This is a genomic window from Aquamicrobium zhengzhouense (genome assembly GCF_016124105.1).
Lineage (GTDB): Bacteria > Pseudomonadota > Alphaproteobacteria > Rhizobiales > Rhizobiaceae > Aerobium > Aerobium zhengzhouense.
In genome coordinates this window covers 1-13,855 of record NZ_JADGMQ010000010.1, presented here as the reverse complement: position 1 = coordinate 13,855, position 13,855 = coordinate 1, and the positions used below count along the sequence as shown (strand labels likewise).

15 protein-coding genes and 3 pseudogenes are annotated in these 13,855 nt (G+C 58.3%); 4 read left to right on the top strand and 14 right to left on the bottom strand.

What is annotated here, in order from left to right; all coding sequences use genetic code 11:
* Nucleotides 1–64 precede the first annotated feature (64 nt).
* Nucleotides 65–532 carry an Lrp/AsnC family transcriptional regulator gene (locus IOD40_RS13590; protein ID WP_198477138.1) on the top strand — a complete coding sequence of 156 codons (468 nt, stop codon included), beginning with the start codon at nt 65–67 and terminating at the stop codon, nt 530–532.
* Between the two features lie 63 nt (nt 533–595).
* Here IOD40_RS13590 and IOD40_RS13585 read toward each other — a convergent pair whose 3' ends face one another.
* From IOD40_RS13585 to IOD40_RS20090, 12 genes and pseudogenes are all read right to left on the bottom strand, one after another.
* Nucleotides 596–1,642, bottom strand: a complete 1,047-nt coding sequence (locus tag IOD40_RS13585) for an L-idonate 5-dehydrogenase (protein ID WP_198477137.1) — start codon at nt 1,640–1,642, stop codon at nt 596–598.
* An 8-nt stretch (nt 1,643–1,650) separates the two neighbouring features.
* Complete coding sequence (locus IOD40_RS13580) at nt 1,651–2,931, bottom strand: TRAP transporter large permease (RefSeq protein WP_198477136.1); 1,281 nt, start codon at nt 2,929–2,931, stop codon at nt 1,651–1,653.
* Nucleotides 2,932–2,933: 2 nt separating this feature from the next.
* Nucleotides 2,934–3,440, bottom strand: coding sequence for a TRAP transporter small permease (locus IOD40_RS13575; RefSeq protein ID WP_198477135.1), 507 nt, complete (start codon nt 3,438–3,440; stop codon nt 2,934–2,936).
* A 61-nt stretch (nt 3,441–3,501) separates the two neighbouring features.
* Nucleotides 3,502–4,476: a TRAP transporter substrate-binding protein gene (locus IOD40_RS13570; protein ID WP_198477134.1), complete on the bottom strand. Its 975-nt coding sequence runs from the start codon at nt 4,474–4,476 to the stop codon at nt 3,502–3,504.
* 28 nt (nt 4,477–4,504) lie between these two features.
* Nucleotides 4,505–5,200: a GntR family transcriptional regulator gene (locus tag IOD40_RS13565; protein WP_198477133.1), complete on the bottom strand. Its 696-nt coding sequence runs from the start codon at nt 5,198–5,200 to the stop codon at nt 4,505–4,507.
* Between the two features lie 50 nt (nt 5,201–5,250).
* Nucleotides 5,251–6,108 (bottom strand): ABC transporter ATP-binding protein, encoded by an 858-nt coding sequence (locus tag IOD40_RS13560; RefSeq protein ID WP_198477132.1) that lies wholly within the window; start codon nt 6,106–6,108, stop codon nt 5,251–5,253.
* The gene (locus IOD40_RS13555; protein WP_198477130.1) at nt 6,108–6,947 is read right to left on the bottom strand and encodes an ABC transporter ATP-binding protein; all 840 of its coding nucleotides are present in this window, start codon (nt 6,945–6,947) and stop codon (nt 6,108–6,110) included. The genes IOD40_RS13560 and IOD40_RS13555 overlap by 1 nt, the downstream gene beginning before the upstream one ends.
* Nucleotides 6,944–7,876, bottom strand: a complete 933-nt coding sequence (gene nikC, locus IOD40_RS13550) for a nickel transporter permease (RefSeq protein WP_198477128.1) — start codon at nt 7,874–7,876, stop codon at nt 6,944–6,946. Before nikC ends, IOD40_RS13555 begins: the two co-directional genes overlap by 4 nt.
* 1 nt (nt 7,877) lies before the next feature.
* A complete protein-coding gene (locus tag IOD40_RS13545; protein WP_198477126.1) occupies nt 7,878–8,939 on the bottom strand; it encodes an ABC transporter permease in 1,062 nt (353 codons plus the stop codon).
* Between the two features lie 9 nt (nt 8,940–8,948).
* Complete coding sequence (locus IOD40_RS13540) at nt 8,949–10,538, bottom strand: ABC transporter substrate-binding protein (RefSeq protein WP_198477124.1); 1,590 nt, start codon at nt 10,536–10,538, stop codon at nt 8,949–8,951.
* A gap of 137 nt (nt 10,539–10,675) precedes the next feature.
* A pseudogene (locus IOD40_RS20095) lies at nt 10,676–10,879 on the bottom strand (helix-turn-helix domain-containing protein); the annotation flags it as partial.
* 237 nt (nt 10,880–11,116) lie between these two features.
* Nucleotides 11,117–11,509 (bottom strand): annotated as a pseudogene (locus IOD40_RS20090) (helix-turn-helix domain-containing protein); the annotation flags it as partial.
* A gap of 67 nt (nt 11,510–11,576) precedes the next feature.
* Here IOD40_RS20090 and IOD40_RS13530 point away from each other — a divergent pair.
* Nucleotides 11,577–12,011, top strand: a pseudogene (locus tag IOD40_RS13530) (AcrB/AcrD/AcrF family protein); the annotation flags it as partial.
* Here the strand turns inward: IOD40_RS13530 and IOD40_RS13525 are convergent.
* Nucleotides 11,985–12,380 (bottom strand): hypothetical protein, encoded by a 396-nt coding sequence (locus tag IOD40_RS13525; protein WP_198477120.1) that lies wholly within the window; start codon nt 12,378–12,380, stop codon nt 11,985–11,987. The pseudogene IOD40_RS13530 and the gene IOD40_RS13525 overlap by 27 nt on opposite strands.
* Nucleotides 12,381–12,524: 144 nt before the next feature.
* Between IOD40_RS13525 and IOD40_RS20225 the strand changes: the two genes are divergently transcribed.
* Nucleotides 12,525–12,650: a hypothetical protein gene (locus tag IOD40_RS20225; protein ID WP_267905105.1), complete on the top strand. Its 126-nt coding sequence runs from the start codon at nt 12,525–12,527 to the stop codon at nt 12,648–12,650.
* 51 nt (nt 12,651–12,701) lie between these two features.
* Here IOD40_RS20225 and IOD40_RS13520 read toward each other — a convergent pair whose 3' ends face one another.
* Nucleotides 12,702–13,010, bottom strand: coding sequence for a hypothetical protein (locus IOD40_RS13520; RefSeq protein ID WP_233713988.1), 309 nt, complete (start codon nt 13,008–13,010; stop codon nt 12,702–12,704).
* A gap of 115 nt (nt 13,011–13,125) precedes the next feature.
* Between IOD40_RS13520 and IOD40_RS13515 the strand changes: the two genes are divergently transcribed.
* Nucleotides 13,126–13,686 (top strand): cupin domain-containing protein, encoded by a 561-nt coding sequence (locus tag IOD40_RS13515; protein WP_198477118.1) that lies wholly within the window; start codon nt 13,126–13,128, stop codon nt 13,684–13,686.
* Nucleotides 13,687–13,855 lie beyond the last annotated feature (169 nt).

Here is a 13,855-nt window from a genome sequence, read left to right as displayed (position 1 = left end):
AGAAAGTGGACTGCAGTTTAGCTTGATTGACCAAGATATTGCTCAAGAATGATGATTGCAGCCAATGCCGAAACTGGACGCTATCGACCGTAAAATTATTCGTTCTCTTCAGGAGGATGGCAAGATCTCGATTGGCGAGCTTGCCGAAAAGGTGGGCCTTTCTCCCTCCCCCTGCGCACGTCGGGTGCGGCTGATGGAGCAGGCTGGCATCATCAAAGGTTATGCAGCGATCATCGACCAGAAGAAGGTCGGGCTGCCGATCAGTGCCTTCGCTTCGATCAAATTGGAGAGACAGCGAGAAGAGGATCTGGACCGCTTTGAAGACGCGGTCTCACGCTGGCCGGAGGTTCTGGACTGCTATTTGATGACGGGACAGCGAGATTATCTGATGCGTGTCGTTGCCGCGGATCTGGAGGCCTACGAGCGCTTCATCAAGGACAAACTCACGCGCCTCGACAACATCGCATCCATTGAAACGAGCTTCGCGCTTGGTCAGGTAAAGCGCGCTGAACTGTTGCCGATCGCCAGATAATTGCAGTCGGAGTAACCAATCAGGCGGCAATCGCCGCCTGATTGATGTGCTTGATGGTCATTTTCAGGATTCAGCGAAAGTGAGCTGAACCTTGACCGCGCGGCTGCGATCTCCCGCGATCTCGAAAGCGGCATGTGCTTCTTCGAGCGGATAACTCGCCGAGATGATGGGAGTAACATCAATGGCACGGCTGTCGATCAGCCTCACCGCCTCTGCAAATTCCGCGTCAAAGCGATGAGAGCCAACCAAGTTGACTTCCTTGCCCACCAGCATGTTCACCGGGATGGGCAGATCGCCTGCCACGCCCAATTGGACGATCGTGCCTTGAGGGCGCACACACTCGATAGATGTGCGGATTGCCGGGGCTGCTGCCGAACACTCGAAGACCACGTCGAAGTAGCCCTTGTCTGCCTGGTAAGGAGCAAGCTTGTCGGCGTCTCTTGCAACGTTCACTGTGGCGGTGGCCCCCATCTTCGACACCGTCGCAAGCGCAGCGTCCTGCAGATCGGTGACGACGATTTCGCTCGCGGCGGCCTGCGCGCACGCAGCAGTCATCAGTGCGCCGATCGGGCCTGCACCGGTGACGAGGACCCGCTTGCCAGCGACGTCGCCATAGCGATTTCGCGCGTGCAGACACACTGCAAGTGGTTCGGCAACGGCCGCTTCGGCAAGGCTGGTCTGCGACCCGACCTTCTCACACTGGAACGACTGGGCAACGAGGTAGTCGCGGAAGCCGCCTTGTTCGTGCGGAAAGCGAAGCGCAGAGCCAAAGAAGCGCATGCTTAGGCAGTGCTGGCGCAAGCCTTCCCGGCAGTAGCTGCACTCATTGCAGGGACGGCTTGGATTGACTGCAACCCGATCGCCCTCAGCCAGGCCAACTACGCCCGAGCCTACAGCGCGGATGGTTCCGGCGACCTCGTGGCCGAGTATGATCGGCTCCTTCACCCGGATGGGACCAAAGCCACCATCCTGATAATAGTGGAGGTCGGAGCCGCAAATGCCGCCTGCTCCCATAGTGATCAGTACTTCGCCTTCGCCAGGCGCGGCGACATCGATCTCCTCGATGCGGATGTCGCCCTTGGCGTGCAGTCTACAAACGCGTGTCTTCATAATAATCCTCACGGTGCCAGCACCGTCGTGGGCAGCCACGTCGCGAATGGCGGGTAGTACGATACGAGTAGCAGCACGATGAAGTTCGAGAGCAGGAACGGTACGATTGCCTTGATCACCGGGAGCAATGGCAGGCGGGCAATGTTGCAAGCAACGAACAGGCAGACGCCAACCGGAGGTGTTGTCAGGCCAATCATCAGGTTCAGAACCGCAAAGGTTGCGAAGTGCAGAGGGTCAATCCCAACGCTGGTGGCGAGTGACAGCAGCGGGACGAACAGAATGATGAGGGCTGCAATTGTCTCCATGAACATGCCCACAAAGAGCAGCAGGATGTTGATCAGGAGGATCACGACATACTTGTTCTCCGTGATCGAGAGAACAGCGGTCACCAGCATCTGGGGAATACGCTCTGCGGCGAGGATTGAACCGAAGACGTTAGCGAAACCGACCAGAGCGAGAATGCCTGCCGAGGAAATTGCGCTATCGATCAGGATCTTCGGCACAGCGCGCAGTGGCAACTCGCGGTAGACCAAGGTGCCGACGAGAAACGCGTAAATGCTCGCCACGATCGCGGTTTCGGTAGGTGTGGCAACGCCGGTGATCAAGCCGCCGATGATCAGGCCGATCATCGCAAGCGCCCACGAGGCCGAAGCCGATGCGCGTGCTAGTTCACCTAAACCCTGCCATGGCTGGCGCGGGTAATTGCGGCGAACGGAGATGACGTAGCAGGTGATGCCCATGGCAACGCCCATCAGGATGCCTGGAACTGCGCCGGCCAGGAAAAGCTGACCAACGGAAATGCCCGAGAGCGCGCCTACGACGATCATCGGGACGCTTGGGGGGAGCATCGGGCCGACGGTCGAGGAGGCAGCGGTAATAGCGGCGGCAAAATCGGCGGGATAGCCGGATTTCTTCATGCCCGGGATCATTACGCCGCCGGTGGCCGCGACGTCAGCGACTGCAGTTCCGGAGACGCCGCCAAACATCATGGAATCGGCAACGTTTGCCATGGCAAGGCCGCCGCGCATCCAGCCCACCAGAGCATTGGCCAGACGGATGATGCGCTCGGTCACCCCACCATAGTTCATCAGATTGCCGGCGAGGATGAAGCCGGGGATGCACAGGAGGACGAAGACGTCCATACCCGCGTACATGCGCTGAGGAATGATGACGACAGGAAGACCGGCGAAGATGATGTAAGCGAGCGAGGAGAGGCCAAGGCAGATCGCTACAGGCACGCCCAGCGCCAGCGTCCCCAAGAACGTCGCCAGCAGAACAAGAATGTCCATAATCAGATTTCCTCGGGACGCTGCGGGTGGCCGTCATCAATGCCGACCAGCATGCCGACCACGCGAGCCACTGCGAAAATGAGCAGGAGAACAGACAAGATCAGCATGCTGGCGTGGAGGTAATCCATCGTCCAGCGTAGGCTTGGTGAACGTTGGAACGCACCGATCGAGGTGAAGAGCCAGGACGGGTAGATCATTGCGATGCACATGCCAGCGGTAGCTACTGCTGCGAAGAGACGCATCCACCAGGCAACTCGCGCCGGCACGGCTTCCTGCAGCATGTCTACGTTGACGAGTTCACCCGTCACAAAGGAAAGGCCAATGCCAAAGGCGGTCATGTAAAGCAGCAGGTAGCGTGACAGCTCCTCGGTCCAGACCGGCGAATAAAGACCGAAAGTGCGGGTAAATATTTGCAGGCTGACGACAGCGATCAGGGCTAAGAAAATTAGTCCGAGTGCAGTTCTGCTGGTTCCGTCAATGATACGGGTTAATAGTGCCAGATATCGCATTGGCCGTTCCTTTCTTGCGCAACGGCGCGGAGCAATTCCGCGCCGTTGGAGCGACATGCGATTAGCGCTTGAAGAGATCTTCGACGATTGGACGGATGCTCTCATCGACATTCTTGATGACTGCATCTCGTGATGCATCCGCGAAGGCCTGCTGGTCGACTTCAACGAAGGTCATGCCCTTCGCTTCAAGGTCTGCGCGGATGGCCTGCTCGTCCTGGAGGAACAGCTCACGCTCGTAAGCCTGAGCGCGCTTGGCAGCTTCGAGAACGTGTCCCTTGTCTTCTTCCGAAAGCTGCGCCCAGACCAGCTCGGAAATCGTCAGGTAGATCCATGAGCGGACGTGCTCGGTCAGGTTCACGTGCGATTGTACCTCGTTGAACGAGGCCGACTGAATCAAGGCAAGCGGGTTTTCCTGGCCAGCAATGGTGCCGTTCTGCAGCGAGGTGAAGACCTCCGAAAACGCCATAGGTGTCGGGAGCGCGCCAAGTGCGGTCCAGACGTCAACGAAGAGCGGAACGTTCGGTACGCGCATACGCATGCGCTCGAGTTCAGCAGGGGTGGTGATAGCCTTGTTGGTGGTCAGGTTGCGCGGGCCGCGAGCGAAATACGCAATCGGGCGGACCCGGGCGGTCTCAATGATCTGTTCTTCAATCTGCTTCCCGATTTCGCCGCGGGCAACGGCATCCATCTCCTCAAGCGACGTATAGCCGTAAGGGATTGCCAGCAAAGCCGCCATTGGCGCCCAGTTCTGAAGGCTTTCGCCGGTAATGGTCATCTCGACCGTGCCCAGCTGCATGCCGTTAATCAGGTCAATCTCGCGCCCGAGAGAGTCGTTCGGGAAAACCTCTACGGCAATTCGACCGTCCGTCAGCGCGGAGAGCTCCTCACCGAATTTGAGGGAAGCCTTGTGCCACGAGTTCTGCTCATTTGCGAGGTGACCAAGCTTAAGCGTCAGCTCCTGCGCCATCGCCGAGGTGGCGAGCATGGCACCGGTGATACCTGCCAAGAAGGCTGTCGTCAGTTTCCGGAATTGCATTTCAATGACCTCCCAGTCAAAACGAGTTTCAGGTTGCAGTTTCAAAGAAGTCTGGACGCGCGACTGCCATGGCCGGCAGATCCGTAAGGATCTTGCGTAGATGTGCTCTCATGGCAGTGGCGGCACCGTCAGGGTCATGCTCTGCAATAGCCTTGACGATCTCGGTGTGTTGCGCGACGAGGTCGCGCTTCGGAAACTGTAGTGCGCTCAGGTAACGGACACGGTCCATCTGGCCTTTGACCTGCTCGATGACCTTCCACGCATACGCTTTGCCCGCTGCTTCAGCGAGGGTGCGGTGAAAGCGCTCGTCGAGCGTCATGAACCGGCTAGCTTCAGTCTCCGGCAATTCTTGCTGTTCACGAATCTGGGCCTGGAGTTCCTTCACCAGAGCGCTGTCAGCCTGCTCAGCGACAAGGCGCACAATGTCGGCCTCAATAGCCTCGCGCACGAACCGTACGTCTGTGACGGCCGCTGCTGAAATCTTGCGCACATAAGTGCCGCGCTGCGGGCGCACTTCAAGAAGGCCATCTTCCGCAAGTTTAATGAATGCCTCCCGAACCGGCTGGCGGCTCAGCGAGTAGCTGGAAGCGATCTCCGCCTCCGAGATTCTGCTTCCGGGCATCAGGTCCGCGCTAATGATGCGCTCACGCAGGATTCGATAGAGCTGCGGCGTCAAGGAGGCGCTTTGGTCCACCGTCCAGTCTTGTTGTTTTAAATCGAGCATTCGTGCCTCTCCCTAAAACCTCCTTACAGCCATACTTCCATACTAGTCAACTAAGGGGATCTGGGTCGAGTATTCTTTCCACCGGAATGCATATGTTCCGCCGAATTCAGTGGGTCCGCGGCTTTTCCGCAGATCCGCCGTGGTACAGCTGAAAGGGCTTTCGCCCTTGCAAATCCTTGCGTGGCGCGGATGAGTTCGCGTGTATATGCGGAAGCAGGCTGGCCCCGACGAAGGGTGGACGAGTCGGTCAATTCCGCCATTTCGCCATTCCGCATCACGAGGAGGCGCCGGCAAAGATGTGTGACGACCGCGAGATCGTGGCTGACGAGAATATAGGTGAGGCCGCGCTCTGTCCGTAGCCGTTCAAGAAGATTGAGAATTTCCGCCTGCACGGAAGCATCGAGGGCTGACGTCGGCTCATCAAGCAGAACGATCTTCGGGTTCAAAATCAGAGCCCGTGCAATTGCTACGCGCTGGCGTTGTCCGCCAGAAAGCTGATGCGGATACCGAAAGCGATAAGCAGGACCGAGCCCGACCTCCTCCAAGGCCGCAACGATGCGAAGGTCCTGGTCGCGTTGTCCGTGAATCGACAGCGGTTCAGACAGTATCCGGTCGATCGTCTGGCGAGGGTGAAGTGAGCCGTAAGGATCCTGGAAAACCATCTGGACCGTAGAATAGAACTGGCGGCCCCTGGGTTCGGTTACCTTATTGCCATTAATGGATATGGAGCCCCGTGCAATGGGAGCCAAGCCGCAAATGGCCCGCAATACGGTCGATTTGCCCGAACCGGACTCGCCGACGAGGCCGAATGCTTCGCCCTCCTCCACATGAAAATCGAGCCCCTTAACGGCTTCTACCCTCAGGCGGCCACTACCGAACACGATAGACAGATCTTTGATGTCAATCATCACCGTGCCCACTCCGGATCGCGCTCCAGGGTTGGCAACGGATGCGCCGAACCGCTGATCGCAGGCAGGCAGTTCATCAAGCCGCGCGTGTAGGGATGCTGCGCGTCAGACAGGTTCCCGGTGGCCAGCTCTTCCATCACCTTGCCACCATACATCACCAGAACCCGGTCGCAGAACGATGAGACCAACCGCAGATCGTGGCTGATGAAGATCAATCCCATCCCACGTTCATCAACGAGTGCATCGAGGATGCGCAGAACCTCCTGTTGGACGGTTACGTCCAGCGCCGAGGTCGGCTCGTCCGCGATCAGGAAATCCGGATCAGTGATCAGCATCATTGCGATCATCGCCCGTTGACCCATCCCGCCGGAGGCCTCATGCGGATAAAGCGAAAACACTCGCTCGGGATCTCTGAGCCGCACGGCCTCGAGCATGGCGAGTGCCTTCTCCTTCGCCTCGCGTATTCCGGCTCGCGTGTGGGCCAGATAGGTCTCCACCATTTGCGCGCCGAGGGTCATGACCGGGTTCAGCGAATATTTGGGGTCTTGCATCACCATCGCCATGCGCCCGCCCCGAAGTGCCCTGAGGGTTCGGCGCGAGGCGGCAAGAAGGTCAATGCCATCGAAGGTCAGGCGATTGGCCAGAACTTCCCCAGGCGGTGGCGTGAGCCCCAACAATGCCCGTGCGGTCTGCGACTTCCCGGACCCGGACTCTCCCACGATCCCGAGTCTTTCCTTGCCCACCTTGAAGGACACGCCGCGCACGGCTTCAACCAGGCCGGTACGCAGATGGAAGCGCACTCTCAGATCTTCGACCTCAAGGAGGGATCTTTGGGTCATTTTTCGGCCTTGGGGTCCAGAACATCGCGAAGGCCATCTCCAAGCAAGTTGAAGCCGAGCGAGACAACGAAGATCGCAATTCCGGGCATGGTCGCGACCCACCAATAGTCGATGATGAACTGGCGGCCGGCGGCGATCATCGCGCCCCATTCCGGCGTCGGTGGCTGAGCACCAAGGCCGAGGAAACCAAGCCCGGCGGCGGTCAGAATGATGCCGGCCATGTCGAGGGTGACCCGGATGATCACCGAGGGGATACAAAGCGGCACGATGTGGCGGGTGATGATCCGGAACGGTGAAGCGCCTTGCAGCCTGACCGCCAGTACAAAATCGCTGTTGCGGATCGTCAGCGTCTCTGCTCGGGCAATACGCGCATAGGGCGGCCACGATGTTATCGCTATGGCGATCACCGCATTGACGATGCCCGGACCGAGTGCCGCGACGAAAGCAAGCGCGAGGATCAGGCGGGGAAAGGCGAGGAAGATGTCAGTGATCCGCATCAGGACCGCGTCTACCCAGCCCCCCATATACCCTGCGACGGTGCCGATAAGCAGCCCGATGGGCATGGCTATGACCGTTACGAGCATCACGACCATGAGGGTTAATCGCGATCCGTGCACGAGCCTTGAGAAGATATCTCGCGCCTGATTGTCCGTCCCGAGCCAATGGTTTTCACCTGGAGGCTGCAAGCGTTCGGTGCGCAGATCTCCTCCGACGACCGGGGAGGGCGTGGCTATTTGATCCGCAAAGATTGCAATGATGATCAGCGCGAGGACGATGATCAGGCCGAGCATTGCGAGCGGATTGCGCGAAAATGCGAGCCATGAGCGATATGCACTGCCAAGACGCGCTTGCCCACGCGAGATCGGCTCGTTTGTGGTGAGCCATTTCCGCAGTCTGCCTCGCCGGGATGATGTCGCGAGGTTACCCATCTCAGCGCGTCCTCGGATCGAACAGCCGATACAACAGATCGGAGAACGTGTTCACGGCAACGAAAACGAGTCCGATCACCAGTGTTCCGCCAAGCACAGCGTTCATGTCAGCATTTTGCAGCGAATTGGTGATGTAGCGGCCAAGTCCCGGCCAGGCGAAGACAGTTTCGGTCAGAACCGAACCTTCGAGAAGATGCGCATAGGAGAGGGCTATGACGGTGATAAGCGGCACCGCTGCATTTCGAAGCGCGTGAAACCATATGATCCGCGTCTCCGAAAGTCCTTTTACGCGGGCCGTGGTGATGTATTCCTGCGACAACTCGTTCAGCATGAACGACCGGGTCATGCGGCTGATATAGGCGAGAGAGTAATAGCCGAGCAGCGCCGAGGGCAGTGCGATGTGGGAGACGGCATTGCGAAACACTGCCCAATCACCGGCCAACGCAGAATCGACGAGGACCATCCCGGTTACCGGCGTCAGCATGTACTCATATGTGACGTCGAGGCGCCCGGGGCCCGCAACCCAGCCGAGCTTGGAATAGAAAACCAGCAGGCCAAGCAGGCCAAGCCAGAAGATTGGTGCTGAATAACCGACAAGCCCAATGACGCGCACGACGTGATCGATGAACTTGCCGCGCTTGACTGCAGCGGCGACCCCAAGCGGGACCCCGAAGAGCGTGCCAAGGAACGTTCCAAGCGTCGCAAGTTCCATTGTAGCGGGAAAATAACGAATAACGTCTTCGACAACCGGGCGCGATGTCAGGATCGAGTTGCCAAAATCGGCGCGAAAGACGTTGCCGATATAGATCGCGAATTGATGCCAAAGTGGAAGGTCCAAGCCCATCTCTTCGCGGACGCGAGCGTAGACATGAGCGGGCGCACGATCCCCAACGACAGCTAGAACAGGATCGACCGGAACGATGCGGCCGATGAAAAAGGTGACTGCAAGCAGGCCGAAGATGGTCACCGCCAGCATGAGTAGAAAACGGCCGGTAGCCAATGTGAAACTCAGGAGCGCGCGCGAACGCTCTCCTGAGGCAATATCATTGGTGGCGTCGGTCATCAGCCGGGATCAGTTCTTTGTCGCTGCGCCGTACTGGTTGGCGTCAAAGGATGGGCCGATGATGAAACCGTCGACGTTGTCGCGCATCGCGGCGACTTCGATTTCCTGGAACATGATGACGAAGGGCCCCGTCTCCATTACCTCACGCTGCATCTCCTCATACAGCGCCGCGCGCTTTTCGCCGTCGGTCTCCAATACTGCGGCGCGTACCTTCTCCGTCAGTTCCGGAATGTCCCAGGCGTTGCGCCAGGCGAGCGGCTTGGCTGAAGCATCGTCCGAATTGTCCGGGTTGGCAGCGAACGCATCAGCGTTTGTATTCGGGTCCTGATAGTCCGGGCCCCAGCGGCCGATATAGATGTCATGCTCGCGGGCGCGATTTTTGGTCAGGGTCTGAGCGCCGTCGCCGGGGATCAGCTCCAGTTTCACCCCGCCTTGCGCAAAAGTCTGCTGAATTGCTTCACCCATACCGGTGATATCCGGTGTGTTGCGGGTGTCCATGGTGACTGAAAAACCATCAGCCAATCCTGCTTCTGCAAGCAGTTCCTTCGCTTTTTCTACATCAAGCTGGAAGGGTGTGTCTTCAACGGCACCAAGGAACCCTTTGGGAAGGAATGCCTGGTGGACTTGCACCTGTCCGGCCATGATCGTGTCGGCAATCGCCTCATAGTCGATGAGATATTTCAGGGCTTGCCGAACCTGCGGGATAGCCAGCGTTTCGTTCTTCTGGTTTAGGCCGAGATAGTAAATGCCGCCTTTGTCGCCGGTCTCGATCTTGATCCCTTCGGCAGACTTCAGCGAGGCGATCTCCTCCGGTCCAAGGTTTCGCGCAATGTCGATGTCGCCTCGTTCGAGCATCAGTCGCTGTGTCGAGCTCTCGGGCACATGCTGGTAGATCACGCGCGTCAGCGGGGCCTTGTCACCTGAGAAATTGTCGTTTCGCTCCAGGACGACAGCTTCATTCGGCCTCCATTGGCGCAGCGCAAACGGTCCAGAACCGGCGTAATTGCGCTTCAGCCATTCATAGCCCAGATCTCCATCTGCTTCGTTTTCGAGGACGAGATTCTTGTCGACGACCGATGCGACCGTTGAAGTCAGGCAGTACAGCACGAAGGTTGGCGCGTAGGCCTGGTCCATCTCGAAGGTGAATTCATAATCGCCCGTCTGGACGATTTTCTCCTCCACATTCTCCGTGGTGAAGCCAAACTGGGTGAGGATGAAAGCCGGTGACTTGTCGAGCTTGACGGCGCGATGCAGCGAAAAGACGACATCCTCGGCGGTCAGGTCGTTACCAGACGCGAATTTCGTCCCCTCGCGGATCTTGAATGTGAGGGTCTTGCCATCCTCGGAGACCTCCCATGTTTCCGCCACCACGCCGAACAGGTCGGAGACGTTCTTCAGATCGTAGCCGAACAGCCGCTCGTAGGTGTTGCCCATGATCTCGGCGGCCGAGAATTCGAACACCTCAGCAGGGTCAAGGGAGATGATGTCGTCAAATTGCCACGCCATTACTAGTGTATCTGGCGGGGTATCTGCCTTGGCGGGAGCAAAAGCCAGCGCGAACATTGCGCTGGCTGCAAGAAGCGTCGCCATCTTTCTCATCAGGTGTTCCCTCTGTTCTGGTTCATTATTATCGAGAAGCTTGCCAATCATGGCCTCACTTTTCGATCCTTGTCCAGCACTCAGAAGGCGTAGGCGATCGTCGAAGGTCCAGCTACGGGACCTAAGTGTATCCGAGGCTAATCCTCCTCTTTCGCGAACGCGTTCAACGCCGCTGCATTTTCGACGGTCACCTGACGATAGCTGGCGGTTAACCAGCCGAGTTCGGCGAATTTTCTGAGAGCCGCGTTCACCTGCTTTCGCGAGGTGTTCGACATCGCGCCAATTTCTTCCTGGGAAAGAGGTACCGCCTGATTGCCGTGAAATGCGGTGCGCCAAAGGATGGCTGCGATGCGCCGCTCGGCCTGAGGTATCTGCAGGTCATGCACGACATGCACCAGCATGTCGGAATTGAGCAGCAGGATCTGGCTGATGTACCGAATGACGTTGGGGTCTTTCGCGGCCATCTCGTCCAGAACGTTCAGCGGGACGTGAAAAAGCCAGGTGTCGAGGATGCAATGGAGCCCCAGACGCCGGGGCCGCCGCGTCAGGAAGCACCCCTCTCCGGTCCAACCACCCGGCCGCCCCATGTGCACCTTCCGCAGGCGGGTACCTCGCGGAAGGCGGTTGACGCCATTGCGCTTGAGCATCCGGGAGACAGTTGCGTCTGATATCTTGATGCCGTGGTAGCGCGCCAGATACCAGACGATCCGCATTGGGCCGAGGTGGTGCTTGCTGCGAAGATGAAGGACCTTCTCCTCGATTTCGACCGGCGTCCGATTGGCATGCCACTTCGGAATCGGCGGCCGATTCACCAGACCGGCATCACCATGCTTTCGGTAGGCTGTTTGCCACCGGTAGAAGCTGCTGCGGCCGACGCCAAAATATCGACAGGTCTTCGAAACGTCACCGGTCTCTTCAGCATGTTGAAGAATACGAAGCTTGCGTGTGATCTCGCGTCGAACCTTGCTCATGAACACCTCCTTCGTCCCAGAATTGGGAGCTTATTGGAGATGTCCCGCGAGTCCCGACATATCTACAATCCTTGCCGTCATTCCGCTGATGATGTTCGTAACTGCGACCATCTTGATGGTTCAGCTGCAGAGCTTTCAGAAGCTCTTGCTCGTCGTATCTGTAGCCCCGCTTGGCGTCATTGGCGTCGTGGCTGCAATGTTGTTGAGCCAAAAGCCACTCGGCTTCGTGGCAATACTCGGCATTCTCGCCCTCGTCGGCATTCTCATCCGAAATTCCTTCATCCTGATAATCCAGATCGAAGCCCTGATCCCTATTTCACGGGACGTGTTCTGGGGACCGATGGCTTACGCGATGATGGGCGGCATCGTGGCCGGCACGCGGATCACTTTGTTCTTTCTGCCTGCCCTTTACGTCGCCTGGTTCAGGATCAAGGAGCCCAGCGAGGGTTCAGCGGACGAGTTGCGCTCGGCTCAGCTAAATGCTGCCCACCCATTCGCATAGCCGAATAAGCGGGCCTTGCGTGACTTCTGGCGCGCTTTCCTGGCCTTCTGCTTGGCTGGTCGAAGGACTGCCACCGGCATTGCAGTGAAAGCGCACGGCGGCTTGCTGCTCTGCTGACAGGCCTGAGAAGTTCGCGCGGAACTCGGTTTCCGGTCGCAGCGTGCCGGTCCCTGTGTCGCTGAAAAGTGCGTCCCCGATCTCTCCATCCCAATCGGGGGGCAAGCTTCCAGTATCGCTGCCAACGCCGCTGACGCCAACTCGGCCGGTCTTTTCCGTCGTCAGAGGATCGCCGCTTTGCGTGTCGGTTTGTGCCACGACCGGATAGGCCAGTGTGGTCGCCAAAATCGTTGCCGTGATCAGTCTCAACATGCCCTATCCTTTCGCTACCGCCGCTCGTTCCAACGACATGGTGCAGGCATTGTTCCGGAACAACGGTCTTGACCGGAGGTTAGTGTACCGTGACGGCGGAATGCCGGGACCGTAGGAGGCGAAAGGTTTTACATTGGAGACTGCATGAACAAAAAAGGCTTGATGCTCCTCGTGCTCCTGGCGGCTGTGGTCGTTCTTGGAGTGGTTATGAACCTGCAGCCAGAAAGCCCGGAGGCTGTTCCGGAGGACACGACGATCCAAAGCGAATAGGCGATCGATGGAGTGAGTGCCGGGCTTGGGGGGCTATTCGGCACCTCGTTCTCAGTCCGGCGCGCTCAGATCGCGCTTGATTGCAGCTTCCTCATCATCGTCGGGAAGCGCTTCATCGCTGTTCTGATAGGGATTGTCGTCATCTTCGCCTAACGGCTCGATGGCGTCCTCGTCCTCCTCGTACCGGAAGTCGCCATTCTCCGGAACGCTGTCGGGGGTAATCTCGGCTCCTTCCAGATCGTCCCAATCCGGCTCTTCCAGTTCTGGTCCCTCAAAATTCGGATCCGGCAGATCGGGATCGAGATCAATATCCTCGGGGTTTGGGTCAGGTATCAGCTCATTCGGGTCACGCGGGCTCATCGTCTTCTCCAGATCTGGCGGATCTTTTGATGCCTGAGCAGGCCAGAGCTGCGGGGCTTGCGGCTAACAAGATGACGGGCTCGAAGGTTCCGACGTTCGTGTGGGTGAGGCCGCGATGGAACGGTCACACGAGATGCGGGTTGTCACGCACGAACAGGAGATCAAAATCGTGACAACGCTGATCGATCCAGCAAAAGTGCAGTGGGAAGACTGGCGGGAGGACGTTCCCGCACGTGTCAAATTGCTTCTGTCGGGAGGACGCACGCCTTCAGCTGAACTCACCCTCGGGATGGTGTCTCTGGAGCCCGGACACTCCCTGCCGGCGCACACTCATCGACAGGCTGAGGCTTGCATAGTGCTATCCGGCAGCGGCGAGTGTGAGGTCGACGGGACGGTTAGCCAGCTACAGGCAGGCCAAGTGGTGTTCATCCCCGGGAACGCGGCTCACCGCATATCCAATACCGACGAAGTGCAGCTCGTCTTCCTGTTTGCCTACGCGGCGGACAGCTTCGATCATGTCAGTCATGTTTTCGGTGCTAGGGAAGCAGACCAGGCGGATGGGCATAAGCTGCAGGCGCTGAACGATCCTGCGCTAAACAATCCCGATGCGACCCCCGGTACCGGGATGTTGCCTGATCTTGGAAGCAACGATCCCAACTCTCAACCGTCAGGTTAGGTAGAGCGAGAGAAATAGCCGCGCGAAAACGATGCTCCGCGCGGCCCCGATGTTCGTCAGAACATTGCTTGTGGGATGAATGTTGCGATCTGCGGGAAGATGACGATCAGCAACAGGGATACGGCCATGGCGAACCAGAATGGCAGGACGCCTTTGAAGATCGTCGTCA

Coding starts and splice junctions, on each gene's coding strand:
- IOD40_RS13590 (WP_198477138.1), top strand. CDS start 65: ATGCCGAAACTGGACGCTATCGACCGTAAAATTATTCGTTCTCTTCAG.
- IOD40_RS13585 (WP_198477137.1), bottom strand. CDS start 1,642: ATGAAGACACGCGTTTGTAGACTGCACGCCAAGGGCGACATCCGCATC.
- IOD40_RS13580 (WP_198477136.1), bottom strand. CDS start 2,931: ATGGACATTCTTGTTCTGCTGGCGACGTTCTTGGGGACGCTGGCGCTG.
- IOD40_RS13575 (WP_198477135.1), bottom strand. CDS start 3,440: ATGCGATATCTGGCACTATTAACCCGTATCATTGACGGAACCAGCAGA.
- IOD40_RS13570 (WP_198477134.1), bottom strand. CDS start 4,476: ATGCAATTCCGGAAACTGACGACAGCCTTCTTGGCAGGTATCACCGGT.
- IOD40_RS13565 (WP_198477133.1), bottom strand. CDS start 5,200: ATGCTCGATTTAAAACAACAAGACTGGACGGTGGACCAAAGCGCCTCC.
- IOD40_RS13560 (WP_198477132.1), bottom strand. CDS start 6,108: ATGATTGACATCAAAGATCTGTCTATCGTGTTCGGTAGTGGCCGCCTG.
- IOD40_RS13555 (WP_198477130.1), bottom strand. CDS start 6,947: ATGACCCAAAGATCCCTCCTTGAGGTCGAAGATCTGAGAGTGCGCTTC.
- nikC (WP_198477128.1), bottom strand. CDS start 7,876: ATGGGTAACCTCGCGACATCATCCCGGCGAGGCAGACTGCGGAAATGG.
- IOD40_RS13545 (WP_198477126.1), bottom strand. CDS start 8,939: ATGACCGACGCCACCAATGATATTGCCTCAGGAGAGCGTTCGCGCGCG.
- IOD40_RS13540 (WP_198477124.1), bottom strand. CDS start 10,538: ATGAGAAAGATGGCGACGCTTCTTGCAGCCAGCGCAATGTTCGCGCTG.
- IOD40_RS13525 (WP_198477120.1), bottom strand. CDS start 12,380: ATGTTGAGACTGATCACGGCAACGATTTTGGCGACCACACTGGCCTAT.
- IOD40_RS20225 (WP_267905105.1), top strand. CDS start 12,525: ATGAACAAAAAAGGCTTGATGCTCCTCGTGCTCCTGGCGGCTGTGGTC.
- IOD40_RS13520 (WP_233713988.1), bottom strand. CDS start 13,010: ATGAGCCCGCGTGACCCGAATGAGCTGATACCTGACCCAAACCCCGAG.
- IOD40_RS13515 (WP_198477118.1), top strand. CDS start 13,126: ATGGAACGGTCACACGAGATGCGGGTTGTCACGCACGAACAGGAGATC.